This is a genomic window from Faecalibacter macacae (genome assembly GCF_003687725.1).
Classification (GTDB): domain Bacteria; phylum Bacteroidota; class Bacteroidia; order Flavobacteriales; family Weeksellaceae; genus Empedobacter; species Empedobacter macacae.
Genome location: NZ_RDOJ01000001.1, coordinates 156,737 through 174,045, shown reverse-complemented (window position 1 = coordinate 174,045; position 17,309 = coordinate 156,737). Strand labels below are relative to the sequence as shown.

At 29.8% G+C, this 17,309-nt stretch carries 19 protein-coding genes; 8 read left to right on the top strand and 11 right to left on the bottom strand.

The genetic code is table 11. The features are described 5' to 3' along the window. Positions 1-24: 24 nt before the first annotated feature. Genes EAH69_RS00820 through EAH69_RS00805 form a run of 4 tightly spaced genes read right to left on the bottom strand, consistent with a single transcriptional unit; the run spans position 25 to position 3,525 of the window. The gene (locus EAH69_RS00820) at positions 25-615 is read right to left on the bottom strand and encodes an HAD-IB family phosphatase (RefSeq protein WP_121933307.1); all 591 of its coding nucleotides are present in this window, start codon (positions 613-615) and stop codon (positions 25-27) included. Further along, positions 615-1,340 carry an SDR family NAD(P)-dependent oxidoreductase gene (locus EAH69_RS00815; RefSeq protein WP_121933306.1) on the bottom strand — a complete coding sequence of 242 codons (726 nt, stop codon included), beginning with the start codon at positions 1,338-1,340 and terminating at the stop codon, positions 615-617. The genes EAH69_RS00820 and EAH69_RS00815 overlap by 1 nt, the downstream gene beginning before the upstream one ends. After that, positions 1,337-2,659: an FAD-binding oxidoreductase gene (locus EAH69_RS00810; RefSeq protein ID WP_121933305.1), complete on the bottom strand. Its 1,323-nt coding sequence runs from the start codon at positions 2,657-2,659 to the stop codon at positions 1,337-1,339. Before EAH69_RS00810 ends, EAH69_RS00815 begins: the two co-directional genes overlap by 4 nt. Beyond that, positions 2,659-3,525, bottom strand: a complete 867-nt coding sequence (locus tag EAH69_RS00805) for a UbiA prenyltransferase family protein (protein ID WP_121933304.1) — start codon at positions 3,523-3,525, stop codon at positions 2,659-2,661. Before EAH69_RS00805 ends, EAH69_RS00810 begins: the two co-directional genes overlap by 1 nt. A gap of 117 nt (positions 3,526-3,642) precedes the next feature. On the opposite strand from EAH69_RS00805, the gene EAH69_RS00800 reads away from it, so the two are divergent. Next, a complete protein-coding gene (locus tag EAH69_RS00800) occupies positions 3,643-4,158 on the top strand; it encodes a hypothetical protein (RefSeq protein ID WP_121933303.1) in 516 nt (171 codons plus the stop codon). 33 nt (positions 4,159-4,191) lie between these two features. On the opposite strand, the gene EAH69_RS00795 is transcribed toward EAH69_RS00800, so the two are convergent. From EAH69_RS00795 to EAH69_RS00775, 5 genes are all read right to left on the bottom strand, one after another. Further along, a complete protein-coding gene (locus tag EAH69_RS00795; RefSeq protein ID WP_121933302.1) occupies positions 4,192-4,845 on the bottom strand; it encodes an alpha/beta hydrolase in 654 nt (217 codons plus the stop codon). Between the two features lie 95 nt (positions 4,846-4,940). Further along, entirely contained in the window at positions 4,941-5,519 is a 579-nt protein-coding gene (locus EAH69_RS00790) for a helix-turn-helix domain-containing protein (protein ID WP_121933301.1), read from the bottom strand. 40 nt (positions 5,520-5,559) lie between these two features. Continuing rightward, positions 5,560-6,324, bottom strand: a complete 765-nt coding sequence (locus EAH69_RS00785) for a TIGR02757 family protein (RefSeq protein WP_121933300.1) — start codon at positions 6,322-6,324, stop codon at positions 5,560-5,562. A gap of 6 nt (positions 6,325-6,330) precedes the next feature. After that, a complete protein-coding gene (locus EAH69_RS00780) occupies positions 6,331-7,005 on the bottom strand; it encodes an ABC transporter ATP-binding protein (RefSeq protein WP_121933299.1) in 675 nt (224 codons plus the stop codon). A 20-nt stretch (positions 7,006-7,025) separates the two neighbouring features. Continuing rightward, on the bottom strand, positions 7,026-8,675 hold the full coding sequence (locus tag EAH69_RS00775; protein WP_121933298.1) for an ArnT family glycosyltransferase: 1,650 nt from the start codon (positions 8,673-8,675) through the stop codon (positions 7,026-7,028). A gap of 175 nt (positions 8,676-8,850) precedes the next feature. Here EAH69_RS00775 and sucC point away from each other — a divergent pair, with 175 nt between their 5' ends. Continuing rightward, the gene (gene sucC / locus EAH69_RS00770) at positions 8,851-10,044 is read left to right on the top strand and encodes an ADP-forming succinate--CoA ligase subunit beta (RefSeq protein ID WP_121933395.1); all 1,194 of its coding nucleotides are present in this window, start codon (positions 8,851-8,853) and stop codon (positions 10,042-10,044) included. A 120-nt stretch (positions 10,045-10,164) separates the two neighbouring features. Here sucC and EAH69_RS00765 read toward each other — a convergent pair whose 3' ends face one another. Beyond that, positions 10,165-10,554 (bottom strand): PUR family DNA/RNA-binding protein, encoded by a 390-nt coding sequence (locus tag EAH69_RS00765; protein WP_121933297.1) that lies wholly within the window; start codon positions 10,552-10,554, stop codon positions 10,165-10,167. 117 nt (positions 10,555-10,671) lie between these two features. Then, complete coding sequence (locus tag EAH69_RS00760) at positions 10,672-12,429, bottom strand: ABC transporter ATP-binding protein (RefSeq protein WP_121933296.1); 1,758 nt, start codon at positions 12,427-12,429, stop codon at positions 10,672-10,674. A 63-nt stretch (positions 12,430-12,492) separates the two neighbouring features. On the opposite strand from EAH69_RS00760, the gene nusB reads away from it, so the two are divergent. The 6 genes from nusB (at position 12,493) to EAH69_RS00730 (ending at position 17,278) form a co-directional block, all read left to right on the top strand. After that, on the top strand, positions 12,493-13,440 hold the full coding sequence (gene nusB, locus EAH69_RS00755; protein ID WP_121933295.1) for a transcription antitermination factor NusB: 948 nt from the start codon (positions 12,493-12,495) through the stop codon (positions 13,438-13,440). 46 nt (positions 13,441-13,486) lie between these two features. Then, positions 13,487-13,978 (top strand): DUF1573 domain-containing protein, encoded by a 492-nt coding sequence (locus tag EAH69_RS00750; protein WP_121933294.1) that lies wholly within the window; start codon positions 13,487-13,489, stop codon positions 13,976-13,978. 17 nt (positions 13,979-13,995) lie between these two features. Continuing rightward, a complete protein-coding gene (gene yajC / locus EAH69_RS00745; RefSeq protein ID WP_121933293.1) occupies positions 13,996-14,340 on the top strand; it encodes a preprotein translocase subunit YajC in 345 nt (114 codons plus the stop codon). A 65-nt stretch (positions 14,341-14,405) separates the two neighbouring features. Next, positions 14,406-15,002 (top strand): dephospho-CoA kinase, encoded by a 597-nt coding sequence (gene coaE / locus EAH69_RS00740; protein ID WP_121933292.1) that lies wholly within the window; start codon positions 14,406-14,408, stop codon positions 15,000-15,002. A 25-nt stretch (positions 15,003-15,027) separates the two neighbouring features. Then, a complete protein-coding gene (locus EAH69_RS00735; RefSeq protein ID WP_121933291.1) occupies positions 15,028-16,578 on the top strand; it encodes a sensor histidine kinase in 1,551 nt (516 codons plus the stop codon). Positions 16,579-16,582: 4 nt separating this feature from the next. Further along, positions 16,583-17,278: a response regulator transcription factor gene (locus EAH69_RS00730; protein ID WP_121933290.1), complete on the top strand. Its 696-nt coding sequence runs from the start codon at positions 16,583-16,585 to the stop codon at positions 17,276-17,278. Positions 17,279-17,309: the final 31 nt, after the last annotated feature.

Here is a 17,309-nt window from a genome sequence, read left to right as displayed (position 1 = left end):
TTTAAGTTTAGTATTACAAATATATCAATTAAAATGTTTGAAAAAACTTTTAGTAGCAATTTCAAACATCGCCTTATCTCCAGAAGTATCACCAAATGCAATAACCTCATCGTATAATGTTAAATCAATTTCTTTTTCGATTCTATTTTTTTTCTCCTGATTATTGCAATTTACAGAAGCAAATTTACCTGTAAAAAAACCTTGATCGTCAAATTCAGCCTTAGTACTAATTAATCCCATTCCGTAATAATCCGCGAATGGCTTCAACCAAATATCTAACGATGCAGAAACGATAAATTTATCGTTGTAATTACTTACAGATTTAATATACTTATCAGCTTCTATATGTATCAAAGACGGATAATTTTCAGTAAAATAATTCTGAGCCAATTGATTTATCTCAACATAAGATTTCCCCTTTAAAAAACTACTAATAAACTTTTCTTTTACATTTCCTGGATCTATTATTTTCAATTTTGAGATGATAAAAAGTGGAATAAATAAAATGAAATTTTTCTTGTACTCTAAAGGAAAACTAAACTTTAAAAAATCAAAAAGTGAATCTTTGTTTGTTAAAGTTCCATCAAAATCAAAAAGATATAAATTACGATTCATTACATTTTAAGTTTTTTGAAAATAAACTCAGGTATATTTCTTATAATCATCATAATTCCCCACCAAACAAAGGTTACATAAACCACATTTCTTTTCTTTTTGTATGCTTTGTAAATGATGTCTGCAGCTTGTGCTGGTTGAGCAGTTAATGGTTTTGGAGTTTCTATTTCAGCGGTCATTTGTGTATCCATAAAACCTGGAATTACCGTCATGACATGAACATTTTTATGGTACAAATAATTTCTAAGTCCTGACAAATAAGTTGTAAAACCTGCTTTCGCCGACCCGTAAATGAAATTTGATTGACGACCTCTCTCTCCAGCAACAGAACTTAAAGCGATGATAGTTCCTTTTCCCTTCGCTTCCATTTTCTTCGCAAAGAAATTGATCAAAAAGATTAATTTAGAATAATTGATTTCTACAATTTTCATTGTATTTTCAATATCAAATAATCCTTCTTCAGTATTTTTACCTAAAAATCCAGATGCACAGAATACCAAATCAGAATCAATATGCTCTATCATTTGATAATTATTCTTTTTCGTCAAATCAAATTCAATAATTTCACATTTTTGATCAAATTTCGCTTCAATATGATTTGCTAATTTCAACGTTTTATCAACGTTTGAAGTAAACAAATACACTTTAGGAAAACGTTGTCCTTCTTTTAATACTTTTTCTATAAAAGCTAAAGAGATATCAGAATTACTACCTAATACAATCATTGTTTTTTAAATCGATTTATGCGTTCGTTTTGTAAAGATTCAAATTTATCTGAATCAACATTTTTTAAATAATCTGTTAAAATTGGATTAGACATCGCGTCTTTAGTTCGGTAAATTCTACCACCGTTCCTTTCTACAATTTCATCTAATTGTTGTATTAACTTTTTAAGATTCTTATTCACTTTAAAATCTAAAGCTAAGGTATAACCAGGTTGAGGGAATGAGTTGTAAGCTTTTGGATTTCCTTCTCCAAATAATTTTAGAACAACTAAGAAAGAGCCATTTCCACTTTCTGCTATTGCTTTTAAAATTTCACGCATACCTTCTAAACCGTTTTCTTTCGGAATTACGAATTGATATTGAATAAATCCGTTTTTTCCATAAATTCGGTTCCAATTATGAACCATATCTAAAGGATAAAAGAACTGATCATAATCCACAAAATTCTTAACGTGTTTCTTTATCTGTTTATTAAAATATAACCAATTAAAAATCTTAATTGACCAGGGATTCAAAGCGAAATCTGGAAAGAAAAATGGAATATTTAATTTAGGTTTTTTCTTTATTTCTAATGGCTTTTCCCTTATTTTATCAGATACTTCAGCTAATGTTGCATGTTCTCCACGTAACATTATTGATTTCCCTAAAGCTTCTCCTTTTTGTAAGCAATCCAACCAAGCAACTGTATAAGTCCAAGATTCTGATTCTTCAAATAATTTAAAAATTTCATCTAAGTTATTTGCTTGGATAGCTTCATTCTTTATATAAGCAGTTTCTATTTTGGTCATTAAAAAACGAGCAGAAAGAATAACTCCTGTTAATCCCATTCCTCCAATAGTAGCCCAGAATAAATCTTGATTTTCATTTCTTGAACATCTTACTATTTCTCCAGATTCTATCATCAAATCGAAGTAAATTAAATGTTCAGAAAAACAGCCATGAACATGGTGATTTTTTCCATGAACATCTGAAGCTATTGCTCCTCCAACTGTAATAAACTTTGTACCTGGCGTTACTGAAATAAAAAAACCAGCTGGTACTGAAACTTCTAAAATATCAGATAATAATACACCGGATTCAACTTCTATAAAACCAATTTCTCTATCAAATTCAATAAATTTATTCCATTTCTGAGTCGAAATCACATCATTTTGTAATGAAGCGTCTCCATAACATCTTCCATTTCCTCTAGCTACAATTTTATTTGTAGACTCAATTACTTCTTTAAATTCTTCAATAGATTGTGGTTCATATTCTGTAGTTTTTATCGTAGGATATAAACCCCAATTTGCTATGTTTTTAGATTTATTTATTCTCATTATTTAAAATAAATTAACAGGAAAAAAGTGATTCCCCAAACTACAATTAGCAACTGTAGGAAAACGTCTTTAAAAATTAATTTTGTTGGAGATTCGGTTTTTTGAAACACAAATGTTTGCTGCAAATACCTAAGAATACCAGCAAACACAAATACAAATGTATAGATTATGTAGTGATGAAATTTAGACTGAACCTCATCTGACAATGTAAACATTAAATAACTTACAATTGTTACAGTGCACGCTATAACTAAAGCAGCATTAACGAATGGCTCGTTATAACCATCTAAAGATTTTCTTGTTGTCCCAGTTAATTCAGAATTAATCAATTCGCCCCTTCGCTTACCTAATGCTAAAATTAGCGCAGCAGTGAATGTTAATAGAATTGTCCAATCTGAAATTAATATTCCTGCTATATAGCCTCCAACAAAAACTCTCATTAAAAAACCTGTCGCAATAATCATTACATCTAATATTGCAATTTGTTTTAACTTAAATGAGTAGGCTATATTTAACACAAAATAAGCTAATAATATTACACCTACTTTGTAATTCCCTAAAATTATACTACCTATTAAGGACGCTAATACTAAAAATATGAATAAAAAAATTGCATTCGTTTTAGAAACGGTTCCAGCTGCTAAAGGACGATTCTTCTTTTCAGGATGTTTTTTATCCTTTTCAATATCTACATAGTCATTTACAATATATATACTACTCGCTACAAAAGAAAATAAAATAAATCCAAAGAAAGATTGAATCATTAAATCTATATTGAAAAAATTTCCAGAAAAGAATAATGGTATAAACACAAAAAGGTTTTTAACCCATTGATTTACACGCATAAGTTTTAAGTAATATTTCATTTAGTTAGTTTAGGTTTTAAAAATCAAAAATAATATTAATTTATATAAATATCATAAATTATTGAAATCCTTTAAACTATTAATAAGGTACTCTTTATTTTTCACTAATTTTACAACATGTTCAAAATTGGTCAAAAAGTAAAAGTTTTAGATGATAATATCTCAGGAGTAATTACAAAAACAAAAGGTGATTTTGTTTACTTTGATGATGAATTTGGTTTTGAATATGAATATCATCAATCTGATTTAATTAAAGATATTGACATAGATTATGATGATTACAAGGATATCGAAATCAAGGAGGTTACCAAAACTGTGTTTAAAACTTTCAGGAAATCTCATCGCCATCCTTATGTTACAAGAGAAGTAGATTTACACATCGAGAATCTTGTTGATAACTGGAAAGACTTAAATACTTCTGAAATTTTACAAATACAATTAGATGTTGCTCTTAACGAAATTGAGCGAGCTATGTTAGAGAGTCAAATCAGATTAATTTTAATTCATGGATTTGGGAAAGGTATTTTGAAAAAAGAATTAACAAACCTTCTTTATCGTTATACAAACATAGAATTCTACGATGCTTCTTTAAAAGAATATCATGGAGATGCAATTGAAGTAAAATATTTATAATAAAAAAGAGAAGCTAAAATTAGCTTCTCTTTTTTATAGTGCTTTCTTAATAAAATCCATCAAATCAAAATAATTTTGACGATCAATTCCGTGACCACTTCTGTATTCGTGATATTCGTTTTTAATATTTAATTGGTTTAATAAACCTTCTCCTAATCTACCTGCTTCAATTGGCAAGATTACATCTTCTGTTCCATGAGATACAAAAAAGTTTAAGTGTGAAAAATCTTTTGATTGATCAAAGTCTCCAATAATTTTATATTCTGGATATCCACTTAAAATCATTACATTTTTAACCTTTTCTGGATAATTTAACGCGATTGAATAACTTAATATGGCACCTTGGCTAAAACCTGCAATAAAAACATTTTTCGCATCTAAGTTTTCTTGAGCTACAATTGCATCAATAAAACTAACTAAACATTCTCTTGATTCAATAGCTTGATCTATATCCATGTATTTTTCGTTATTCTCAAAACTGATATCATACCAAGCAAATCCTCCGAACTGAATATCATAACGAGCACGAACCGAAACCACATGTGCTGTTTCAGGTAAATCAGGGGTAAAACTAAACAAATCTTGTTCGTTACTTCCATAACCATGAATCAGTAAAAATAACTGTGGATTTTCAGTTTCTACAACTGGTTTTCTTTCTATATATTGAATTCCGTTTAACTCTTTCATAAAAATTACTTTTGGTAAAAATATAATTAATAACAATTTATACCAACAAAAAAACATCAACACTTTTAAGTATCGACGTTTATATTTCTTATTTTTTATATCTTAATATGTCCCCAATTTTCACCAGATTTAATTCGATACAATTGCATTTCACTAATTCCAAATTGCTTTGCTATCAATTTTAATCTTGTTTTTCTATTAGGATCAGAAATCATTTTCTTAATTCGAATAACTTGAGTTGTAGTTAATTTATTTCCATCCATTTTTTTTCGAGTCTCTTGCGATTTCTTAACTCCTTCTTTATATAACGGACTTCCCATAAAATGTGTTCTAAACTCTTCTGTCGTTGCCCAAAATAAATTTTTAGCTTGACAGTTATCCTTAGTGTAATCTTTATGTAATAAATATTTCTGTTCTTCTGTTGGCTGCTCTAAAAAATTTTCTGCAACCATACGAGAAAACATTTTCGAATAATTTTTTACTTTACCCTTCTCAGATATTTTATATCGAAAAACTTTATAACCATTAATTAAAGACCCTTTTAACTCTGCTCCATCTTCAATCACATTAGTATACCTTACTAATCTACCATAATTAGATATTGCATACGTAAACTTAAGCCCTTCTTCTAAAACTAAATCTTTAAATTTTTCTCCAATCAGTACTTTAAACATATCCGACTAATTCTTTTTATTAAACACTTACAAATCCATTCTAAAACCCCTCAAAAACCCCTAAACCAAATAAGGCAAAATCATATTTTACTGGATCATTTGAATCCATTTCTCTTAATTTTGTATCTAATTCTTTTAATGCTTTCGCATCATTTTGTTTCCTTGTCAAAATTCCTAATTTCCTTGCGACATTGCCTGAATGCACATCCAAAGGACAAGATAATTTAGAAGTTGGAATCGATTTCCAAATTCCTAAATCAACACCATTAGCATCATTACGAACCATCCAACGTAACCACATATTAATACGCTTTGCAGCAGAATTATTTAGTGGATCAGAAATATGTTTCTTTGCTCTATCCAAAGGATCAACTTCAAAAAAAACAGTTTTAAATTTAGAAATGGCTTCCTGCATAGAATCTGTAGTTTGATTCTCTGAAAAAACGTTCTCTAAACCATTATAGGTAGTGTAAATGTGTTTTAAACTGCGAATAAAATACTTAAAATCTTCTGCATTAAAAGTTCTATGTACAAATCCATCAGCTTTGTTTAAATCATCTTCAGTGAAACTCATTACAAAATCATATGGAGAATTCCCCATAATATTCATCATTTTGTTTGCATTGTTGATAATCATTTTTCGATTCCCCCAAGCAATAGTTGCTGCTAAGAAACCTGCAATTTCAATATCTTCTTTTTGTTGATATCTATGCGGAATTTGAACAGGATCAGTTTCTATAAAATCTAACGTATTGTATTGATTAACTTTTTCGTCTAAAAAACCTTTTAGTTCGTTAAAATTCATATTCTATTAAAATTCTTCCTGAAACTTCCCGTCATGCATAACTAACTTACGATCAGTTAGAGACGCTAATTCCTCATTATGAGTTACTATAACAAAAGTCTGACCAAACTCTTTTCTAAGGTTAAAAAATAGATCATGAAGTTCTTCCGCATTCTTAGAATCTAAATTACCTGAAGGTTCATCCGCAAAAACAACTTTTGGCTGATTTATTAAAGCTCTAGCTACCGCAATACGTTGTTGCTCTCCACCAGAAAGTTGAGTTGGTTTATGATTCATACGATGTGACACACCTAAATAATCCATCAATTCTTTTGCTCTTTTTTCAGCTTCAGCTTTATTAGTTTTACGTATAAAAGCAGGAATACAAATATTTTCTAACGCTGTAAATTCAGGCAATAATTGATGAAACTGAAAAATAAATCCAATATTTTCGTTTCTAAATCTTGATAAATTTTTGTCCGATAATTTTGTTATATCTTGACCATTTATTAAAATTTCGGTATCATATTTATTCGGTTCAGAACTCTTCTCTAAAGTCCCTAAAATTTGAAGCAATGTTGTTTTTCCTGCACCAGAAGCACCAACTATGGATACTACTTCACGTTCAGCAATTTCTAATGAAACATTTTTCAACACCTCAAGTTCGCCGTATTTTTTTACAATATTTGTTGCTTTAATCATGATGCTGTAAATATATGAAACTATTCAGTAACTATAATTTTTAATGGCTTAGATTGGTATTTAGCTATCAATCCATTTGGAGATAAACCAATGTAAGCTGAATAATTCCCAAATTCTAAATTAGTAGAGTAATCAAAATCAAACCTAAATCCATTTTTAATCTCATAAGGATTAACCATTTTATCCATAGGAATATGAATTTCATCTACAATATTATACTGTTGATCTTTAGTAATAAATAAACTTAATTTCACTTTATTCTCTTTCAATAATGAAATATCAATATCATTTAATTGAATTTTAAATGACTTCGGAGTATTACGATGTAATTCAACTTCATTAGTTTCTATATCTAAAAATATTGCTTCAGTATGATGTATTGGTGTATAATTATCTATTGGATTAATAAAATAATCTTTCTTTTTTAATCCTTCAAAAGCTAATCCTGATTCCATCCAAGGTGTTATATAAGTAAATGGTTGATTCAATAAACTCTCAGTGTCCCATAAAGAAAACTGGCTATTTCTATTTCCTAATGTACGATAAACTACACCTTGTCTATCTTGATTATAAAACTGAAAAATTGAAGCTTCTTGATATTTTTCGAATGCTACAATTTCTGTATGTGAAAGTTCTCCAGAAAGTTCTCCAAAAGTTTTTGTTTCATAAAATGGTGACACGTGTGGAATTGTAATTACAATTCGACCTACTAACATCAAACCAATTGTTACACCACCTAAAATCTCAAACAATTTTGTGTTTTTTTGATTTCTGATGTATCCAAACAATAATATCCCAATTCCTATATAACTAATCAATAACCATTGCGCTTGTGTCGTATCTTTTATTGTAGATATTAAAAAGAATAAAAATGGACCTAAAACTAACCAGAATACAGATTTTTGGAACAAATCAGACTTATTTGCATTTCTCAACGCGCTACCAATATAAAAAAACAATAAACCAGCTGCTCCTAATATAGCAGTTAAGATATAAACAAGGGGTTGAGTTATACTAAAAACCTGTTCTGCACTACGATCTACAAAATGGTAAGAAATTGGAGGGAAATTATTTTGATATAACCAATAAAAATGTGGAGAATATAGAATTAATGACAAAACAACTGCTGCATAAAATGTTGGCTTTTTTATTACAAAATTCAATATCGGAACTAAAGTAAAAAGCAAAACTAATATACCATGATACTTACTGTACATTAATCCTGCAAAACAAATACCTAAAAATGTTGTCCATACTACTGATTGATTTTTGATATAATTTTTTAATACATACAAATAAGCTACAGTAAAAAAAAGTAATGGCGCATCTGGTGTTGATATAAAAGAGAAAATTTGAACAAATATCAAACTGAAATAAGTAATCGAAAACAAGGTAATCTCTTTTTTAGATTTTGGTTCTAAAATCTTCCAAAAAAGAAATGCCGTTATCGTATTAAATAATATAGTAACGAAACGTGCACCAATTTCAGCATCAAATATTAAATCTGATAAATAAATCCATAACGCGATCATTGGTGGATGGTCAAAATAACCGAAGTCTAATTTTGTACTCCAAAGCCAATAATAAGCTTCATCATCTATTATTGGTGTAAAAATACCCTGAAGTAAATTAAGGATAAAAACAGTAATTAAAAATATACGAATATTCATTTTACAATATGTATAACAGCACAAACATAAAATATATTTAGTCAATTTTAAGGCATTATTTACTCTAAAACCTTAATTTATTCAATAAAATTGGGTTAACCTGATAAAATTAATGAATCAAAATTTAGAATACCTCAACAATTATTCTATTTTTGTAATTGAAAAATCAAAAAAAATGAATCTTCACGAATATCAAGGAAAAGAAATTCTTAGTAAATATGGTGTGAGAGTTCAACGTGGAATTGTTGCAACTACACCAGAGGAAGCTGTTGAAGCCGCTAAAAAATTAACAGAAGAAACCGGAACAGGATGGCATGTTGTGAAAGCACAAATTCATGCAGGTGGTCGTGGAAAAGGTGGAGGTGTTAAATTAGCCAAAAACTTAGACGAGGTTAAAGAAAGAGCAAACGATATCATCGGAATGCATTTAGTTACTCCTCAAACTTCTGCAGAAGGTAAAAAAGTACACCAAGTTTTAATCGCTGAGGATGTTTATTATCCTGGTGAATCTGAAACTGAGGAGTACTACGTTTCTGTATTATTAGACCGTGCAACTGGAAAAAATATGATTATGTATTCTACTGAAGGTGGAATGGATATCGAAGAAGTTGCAGAACACACTCCAGATAAAATTTTTACAGAGGAAATTGATCCAACTGTAGGAATCCAAGGTTTCCAAGCACGTAAAATTGCTTTTAACTTAGGTTTATCAGGAAATGCATTTAAAGAAGGTGTGAAATTTATCACTTCATTATACAACGCTTACGTATCTATCGATGCGTCTATGTTTGAAATTAACCCAGTATTAAAAACTTCTGATGACAAAATCATCGCTGTTGATGCTAAAGTAACTTTAGACGACAATGCGTTATTCCGTCACCCAGATATCGCTGCTTTACGTGATACTAGAGAGGAAGACCCTACAGAAGTTGAAGCTGGTGAAGCTGGTTTAAACTTCGTAAAATTAGACGGTAACGTTGGTTGTATGGTTAACGGTGCAGGTTTAGCTATGGCAACTATGGACATTATTAAATTATCTGGAGGAAATCCAGCTAACTTCTTAGATGTTGGTGGTACTGCTGATGCTGAGCGTGTTGAAAAAGCTTTCCGTATAATTTTAAAAGATGAAAACGTAAAAGCTATCTTAGTTAACATCTTCGGAGGTATTGTACGTTGTGACCGTGTTGCTCAAGGTATTTTAGATGCTTATAAAAATATGGGAGACGCAATCAATGTTCCAATCATTGTTCGTTTACAAGGAACAAATGCTGAATTAGCTAAGCAAATGATTGATGAGTCTGGATTAGAAGTCCATTCAGCAATTACATTACAAAATGCAGCTGATAAAGTAAAAGAATTAGTAGCTTAATAAATACATTCATAAAAGTCATTCGAAATCGAATGACTTTTTTTCTTTTATATTGTGTAAAAAAATACCCCAATCGACTTTAATCAATTGGGGTATTTTAATTAATGTATTTTTTTAAGATTAGATATCTTCGAAATCAATATCAGTGAAAGATTCCATACTTGTCACTTCACCTTCTGATTCTTCAGATTTATATTTTTTAGTATCAAAATCTTTTTGATGACGCTCAGAAATTACTTCTTCTCCTTTATTTTGAAAAACATATTGTGTTGTTTCATCTAACATATCTTTAAAACTTTCAAAATCCTCTTTATATAAATAGATTTTGTGTTTTTTATAGAAAAACGATCCATCGTCACTTGTATTTTTTTTACTTTCTGTAATAGTTAAATAATAATCACCAGCTCTCGTTTCTCTTACATCGAAAAAATAGGTACGTCTTCCGGCTCTCAATACTTTGGAAAATATTCCGTCCGCTTCCATTCTTTCTTGGTTATCAAATTCACTCATATGGCTTAACAATAGTTTATGTGTTAACAGTTTCCTAACAAAACTAAAAAAAAATATCAAATAAAAATGCTAAGTGTTAAATAAAAACATATTTTCATTAACATTTGACTAAAAAAACTAATCCGCTATTTGTTTATTAAAAAGTTCGTAATAAAATCCTTTTTTCATTAACAATTCTTCATGCGAGCCAGATTCAATAATTTTTCCTTCATCAAGGAAAATAATTTGATCTGCATTTTTAGCTGATGAAACACGATGCGTAATAATAATAGAAGTTTTCGCATCAAAATCAGAAGCTAAATTATTCAGAATTTGTTCTTCAGTTTCAGTATCAACTGCTGACAAACTATCATCAAAAATTAAAATATTAGGATCATTTACTAATGCACGCGCTATAGAAACACGTTGTTTTTGCCCTCCAGAAAGTGTAACTCCACGTTCACCTACTACTGTATCATATTTTTCTTTAAAACGATCTATATTATCAGCCACTACAGCTTTTTTTGCAAACTTCTTAGCTACATCTAATTCAGTTTCATCAGAACCAAATAGAATATTATTTGCTAACGAATCTGAAAATAAAAATGCTTCTTGTGGCACGTAACCTATTTGTTTTCGGATAGATTCTACACTAATATCATGCATATCTATATTATCAAATAAAATCTTTCCAGAGGTTGGCTCTAATAATCGAGCAACTAATAATGCAATGGTCGATTTCCCTGAACCGGTTTTACCTAAAATAGCTAAGGTTTCTCCTTTTTTAATTTTAAATGATACATCTTTTAACGCTTCTATTCCTGTATTATCGTACACATAAGAGACATTGCTAAATTCAATATCACCTTCAATATCCATTTTATTATCTGGATGATCGATAATTTCTGATTTTTGATCTAAAAATTCATTAATACGTGTCATTGAAGCTTCGGCACGCTGTACTACAGTTGTAATCCAACCAAGAGATGTAAATGGCCAAATTAACATATTTAAATAAAGGAAAAATTCAGCAATCGCACCAATATCTAAATCTCCATTAATATATTTTAATCCACCTAAATAAAGAATGATCAAATTAGAAACTCCGACAACAATTACCATTAAAGGACCAAATGCTGCTTGAATTTGAGATAAATGTAATGCTCGTTTTTGATATTCTTCTGCCTCTACTGCGTAATTAGTTTTTGTATATTCTTCTGTATTAAAAGATTTAATTACACGAATTCCGGCAAAAGTATCCTGTACAGATGACGAAATTGTAGATTGTTGTTGTTGTACTTTCTTACTTCTTTGATTAATTCGGTTCGCTACATTATAAATTAATATAGATAAAATTGGCAAAGGTAAAAGCGTATACAACGTAAGATCCTTATCAACACGCGACATAAAGTATCCAATAATTAATACTCGGGAAAATAAATCGACAGGATACATTATTCCCGGCCCTAAATACATACGAACCAAAGCAACATCTTCTGTAATACGATTCATTAAATCTCCTGTCTTATTCTTTTTATAAAACGAGAGAGACAAATGTTGATAGTGTTGATAGATTTTATTTTTTAAATCAAACTCAATCAAACGAGAAGTTACAATTATCATTTGGCGTGTACCCACAGTTAATGCACCTCCAAGAATTTTAAATCCTAAGAAAGCTAAACTGGCATACATCAAACCTTGTTTCAGAAAATCTAAACTTTGTTCTGAATTTTCTCCAAAATTTGTTAATAATCCTTCTACCGTGTTGATTGCCTCACGAATAAAAGTAACCGAATACACCTGCACAAAGTTGGCAGATATTGTAAAAACGAAGCCCAATAATAGTCTCCATTTATACTTCCATAAAAATTTATTTAATTTCTGTAGCGATTTCACAAAACAAAATTACATCTTTTTACTTACCTTTGCATTCTTAATAGACGTTATATCATTGAAATTATGTTGGGAAGAAGACAACTCCGCGAAAAAGTTATGCAAAGTGTTTATGCATACAACAGTTTAGGTACTGAAGGTGACGAGAGAATTGTAGAAAAGAATTTGATGAAGGGAATTGATCAAATCTACGATTTATACATCTACTTACTAAACTTGGTAAAAGTTCAACAAGAAATCGCTTCAAATAAAATTGAACTTGCTAAAAACAAGAACTTTCCAACTCAAGAAGATTTAAACCCAAACATGAAGTTTGTGAATAATAAGATGTTCAAAATTTTAAGCCAAAATATTGAATTATCTCGATACACAAACGATCACAAAATGTATGATTGGGATATCTATGACACTTACCCAAACAATATTTTTAACCAATTAATCCAAAGCGATTTATATAAAAACTATATGAACAGCGAGGTGAATTCTTTTGAAGAAGATCAAGAATTTATCACAAACATGTTCGTAGAGTTTATTGCTGAATACGAGGATCTACACGATTGGTTTGAAGGTATCCAATTAAACTGGGCTGATGATTTATATATTGCGAACTCTATGGTTCATATGACATTAAAATCTTTCCGTAGCTCTTCATCACCTTTAATTAGCTTATTTAAAGTATACAAGGATATTGATGACAAAAAATTTACTGAAGAATTATTCCGTAAAACAGTTCGTCACCAAAAAGAAACTCGTCAAATTGTAGAAGATAAAGCAAGTAACTGGGAAATTGATCGTATTGCAACAATCGATTTAATTATTTTAGAAATGGCTTTAACTGAGTTTTTATACTTCCCTAATATTCCTGCGAAAGTTACTATCAATGAATATATCGAATTAGCAAAAAATTATTCGACTGAAAAATCGAAGATATTTGTTAACGGAATCTTAGATAAAACTTTAAAAGAGTTAAAAGAGAACAATAACTTACCAAAATACGGTAGAGGTTTATTATAAATCAATTTTATTTTTTTTAAATTTGAGAAACTTATTTATCAAAAAGATGAAAACAAAATTATTTATATTAGGTGCTGTTGCATTAGTTATGTCTACGACAGCTTGTAAAGAAGAAAAAGCTACAGATTTATACTCTGAACAGGAAATTGCTGAACAAGCAAGCAATGTTGTAGATCCTGCAACTGCTCCTGTTATGGCTTTAACTGAAGCTACACACGATTTTGGTGATGTTAAAGCTAATGAAAAAGTACAAGCTTACGTTAAATTTACTAATAATGGAAAATCTCCATTAATTATTCAAGACGCTTCTGCTACATGTGGTTGTACAGTACCTGAATTCCCTAAAACTCCTATTGCTGTTGGTGCTACAGATTCTATCAAGGTAGAATATACTGCTGGTAATATGAACGGAAAACAACAAAAAACAGTTACTTTAGTAACTAACACAGCTAACGGAACAGAGCAATTTAACATTTCAGCAAATGTTGTTGGTGCTTCTGAACCTGCTCAAAATGCTCAACAAGCATTTGGGCAATAATTTTATAAAAGAATAAAATGATTCAAACAATATTTTTACAAGCAGAAAGTGGTGGAATGATGTCCATCTTAATGCTTGGTGGTATGTTCGCGATTATGTACTTTTTCATGATCCGTCCACAACAGAAAAAAGCAAGAGAAGAAAAATCTTTTCAAGCAGAAATTAAAAGAGGTTCTCAAGTTGTTACAACATCTGGGATCCACGGAAAAATTAACGAAATCTATGATGATGCCGTAATTATTGAAACTGGAGCTGGAAAAATGAAATTTGAGAAAGCTGCAATTTCAAGAGAATTAACTTTAGCTCGTTACAGCAAAAACGTAACAAAAGAAGTTGAAAAAACTGAAGAAGAAAAGAAATAATTAAATCTTTCATAAAATTTAGAATGCCGAGGAAATTCCTCGGCATTTTATTTTAACTTCAATCTATGAAAAAATCGACCACAAAAATTATAGGACTAACTGGCGGAATTGGCTCTGGTAAAACAACAGCCGCAAAATATTTTGAGGAGTTGGGATTTCCATTATACAATTCGGATTTAAGAGCAAGAAAGCTTCAAAACGAAAATCCTGAAGTTATTCAGAAAATTAAAGATGTATTTGGTGAAGAAGCCTATAATGATGAAGGTATGAATAGGCCTTTTATCGCTTCGAAAACATTTAACGACAAAGAAAAGCTTAAGCAATTAAATACAATTGTTCATCCAGCTGTTTTTAATGATTTTAAAACTTGGATTGAAGAGCAAAATACTGATTACGTTATAAAAGAAGCTGCTATTTTAATAGAAAGTGGCAGTTATAAGGATTGTGATATAATTATTTCTGTAGTTGCGGACAAAGAAATTAGGATTACACGTACTATTGAAAGGGATGGATTGACAAGAGAACAAATTCTTAATCGCATGGCGAATCAATTGACAGACGAAGAAAGAAAAGAATATTCAGATTATATTATTGATAATAGTCAAGATTTAAATTACTTATATCAACAAGTGAAAAATATTGTTGACAACATCAAAAAATAGTAAATTTGAATAATAATACAATTAAATGAGAAAAGGATTTTACAAAGTCTTAATTGCTATCATGAGTATTGCTTTGATAGGATTAATGATTATCCAATTTTACTGGCTTAATTTAACATTCCGATCAGGATTAGAAAATTTTAATACCAGCGTATATCAAGCAATGAATGCTACAACCACTAAGGTTAATAAATACGAAATTGATAAATATTATTATAAATTAAATAACATAAATAGTGATTTAAAAGCAAGTGTTGATAAACCACAAGCATTTTCGTCACAAATTATTAAAGATTCTTTAGGTGTTACTTATGCTTATGTAACAAAATATGTTGTTGAAAAATCTATGGTTCCCATTTCTGGAACTTATAACGACAGCTTAACGAAAGCAAATATTTATACACAAGAAAAAGTTTATAAAATTGACAAAGATTCAGCTTCTAGAGGTGTAGGAAATTTAAACCTAAATTTAGAAGAGTCTTTGAGGGATGGAACTTACACTATAGAAAATATGGCGCGTTGGGATGCTGGTACTACTCCACTTGACAAACGTATTTCTTATAAAATGTTAGATTCTATCTTTAAAAAAGAACTAAACAAATATGGAATTAAAGCTACACCAAGAATTGGTGTTATAACAAAAGATTCTTTGTTAACGAATATTAAATCTGAAAATTTCAAAGAAAAAAACATCAAGTTTACTGTTCCTTTATTTTATGACAGAAATGATCATGCTGAATACAACTTGACAGCTTATTTTCCGGATCAAAATTATGTCATTTTAGGTGATGTTATTCCAATTGTTTCTTTAACATTTATACTTACAATGATTATAGTGACAGTTTTTGCTTTAGCTATTTATTATATGCAAATGCAACGTCGTATATCTGAAATAAAGACAGACTTTATCAATAACATGACACACGAATTCAAAACCCCTATTGCAACAATCAATATTGCATCGGATGCTTTAAAGAATTCTAAGATCATTTCTGAACCAGAAAAAGTAAAATACTACGCAGACCTTATCAAACAGGAAAATAAGCGTATGAACGCTCACGTGGAGATGGTTTTACGAATGGCAAAACTGGAAAGAAATCAAATGGACTTGAATATTGAAGAAGTAAACATGAATGGTATAGTTCAAAAAAGTATAGAACCTATACGTTTTATTGTTGAAGAAAGAAATGGTACAATATTTGAAGAATACAATGCAGATAAAGTTTTTGTAGACGGTGATCCTTTCCACTTAGAAAATATCATAATAAACGTGTTAGACAATGCACGTAAATATTCAACTGGAAAGCCTGAAGTTTATGTTAAAACTTATAATACAGATAAACACTTTGTTGTAGAAGTTAAGGACAAAGGAATTGGTATGTCGCCAACTGTATTGAAAAAAATATTTGAACAATTTTATAGAGAAGAAACAGGAAATATACATAATGTAAAAGGCCATGGATTAGGTTTGGCCTACGTTAAGAAAATTGTACAACTACACGGAGGTGAAGTTTGGGCAGAAAGTCAACCAGACAAAGGCAGTACTTTTTACATTAAAATTCCTTTAAAATCATAGATCAATGAGTGATAAACAAAAATTACTTTTAGTAGAAGATGATCCTAGCTTTGGAAGTGTATTAAAGGATTATTTAGTAATAAATGATTTCGACGTAACTCACGCGATTGACGGAGAGGATGGTCTAACAAAATTCAAGGAAAGTGATTATGATTTATGTATCTTAGATGTAATGATGCCTAAAAAGGACGGATTTACATTAGGAAAAGAAATCAAAGAATTAAAAAGCGAACAACCAATTATATTTTTAACTGCTAAAAACATGCGTGAAGACGTATTAAACGGTTATAAAATTGGTGCAGATGATTATGTGTTAAAACCATTTGATTCTGAAGTTTTATTATACAAAATTAAAGCTGTATTACAACGTAATTCTGGAGAAGATGAGAAATTTGAACAAGAAGATTTCAAAATCGGAAAATTCACTTTCAACGCAAAATTAAGACAATTAATTTACGATGGTAAGTCTCAGAAATTATCTCCAAAAGAAAACGAATTATTACGTTTATTAGCAGTTTATAAAAACGACTTAATGCCTCGTGAGATTGCATTAACTCGTATTTGGCATGATGATAACTATTTTACATCACGTTCAATGGACGTTTATATAGCTAAATTACGTAAGTATTTAAAGAAAGATCCAGCTGTTGAGATTGTAAATATCCACGGTGAAGGTTTTAGACTTTTAGTACAGGAATAAGAAATTATATTCTTTTATATAGAAAAACCAC

Coding starts and splice junctions, on each gene's coding strand:
- EAH69_RS00820 (WP_121933307.1), bottom strand. CDS start 615: ATGAATCGTAATTTATATCTTTTTGATTTTGATGGAACTTTAACAAAC.
- EAH69_RS00785 (WP_121933300.1), bottom strand. CDS start 6,324: ATGAATTTTAACGAACTAAAAGGTTTTTTAGACGAAAAAGTTAATCAA.
- EAH69_RS00800 (WP_121933303.1), top strand. CDS start 3,643: ATGTTCAAAATTGGTCAAAAAGTAAAAGTTTTAGATGATAATATCTCA.
- EAH69_RS00775 (WP_121933298.1), bottom strand. CDS start 8,675: ATGAATATTCGTATATTTTTAATTACTGTTTTTATCCTTAATTTACTT.
- EAH69_RS00815 (WP_121933306.1), bottom strand. CDS start 1,340: ATGATTGTATTAGGTAGTAATTCTGATATCTCTTTAGCTTTTATAGAA.
- nusB (WP_121933295.1), top strand. CDS start 12,493: ATGTTGGGAAGAAGACAACTCCGCGAAAAAGTTATGCAAAGTGTTTAT.
- yajC (WP_121933293.1), top strand. CDS start 13,996: ATGATTCAAACAATATTTTTACAAGCAGAAAGTGGTGGAATGATGTCC.
- EAH69_RS00810 (WP_121933305.1), bottom strand. CDS start 2,659: ATGAGAATAAATAAATCTAAAAACATAGCAAATTGGGGTTTATATCCT.
- EAH69_RS00750 (WP_121933294.1), top strand. CDS start 13,487: ATGAAAACAAAATTATTTATATTAGGTGCTGTTGCATTAGTTATGTCT.
- EAH69_RS00805 (WP_121933304.1), bottom strand. CDS start 3,525: ATGAAATATTACTTAAAACTTATGCGTGTAAATCAATGGGTTAAAAAC.
- EAH69_RS00730 (WP_121933290.1), top strand. CDS start 16,583: ATGAGTGATAAACAAAAATTACTTTTAGTAGAAGATGATCCTAGCTTT.
- EAH69_RS00735 (WP_121933291.1), top strand. CDS start 15,028: ATGAGAAAAGGATTTTACAAAGTCTTAATTGCTATCATGAGTATTGCT.
- EAH69_RS00765 (WP_121933297.1), bottom strand. CDS start 10,554: ATGAGTGAATTTGATAACCAAGAAAGAATGGAAGCGGACGGAATATTT.
- EAH69_RS00780 (WP_121933299.1), bottom strand. CDS start 7,005: ATGATTAAAGCAACAAATATTGTAAAAAAATACGGCGAACTTGAGGTG.
- coaE (WP_121933292.1), top strand. CDS start 14,406: ATGAAAAAATCGACCACAAAAATTATAGGACTAACTGGCGGAATTGGC.
- EAH69_RS00790 (WP_121933301.1), bottom strand. CDS start 5,519: ATGTTTAAAGTACTGATTGGAGAAAAATTTAAAGATTTAGTTTTAGAA.
- sucC (WP_121933395.1), top strand. CDS start 8,851: ATGAATCTTCACGAATATCAAGGAAAAGAAATTCTTAGTAAATATGGT.
- EAH69_RS00795 (WP_121933302.1), bottom strand. CDS start 4,845: ATGAAAGAGTTAAACGGAATTCAATATATAGAAAGAAAACCAGTTGTA.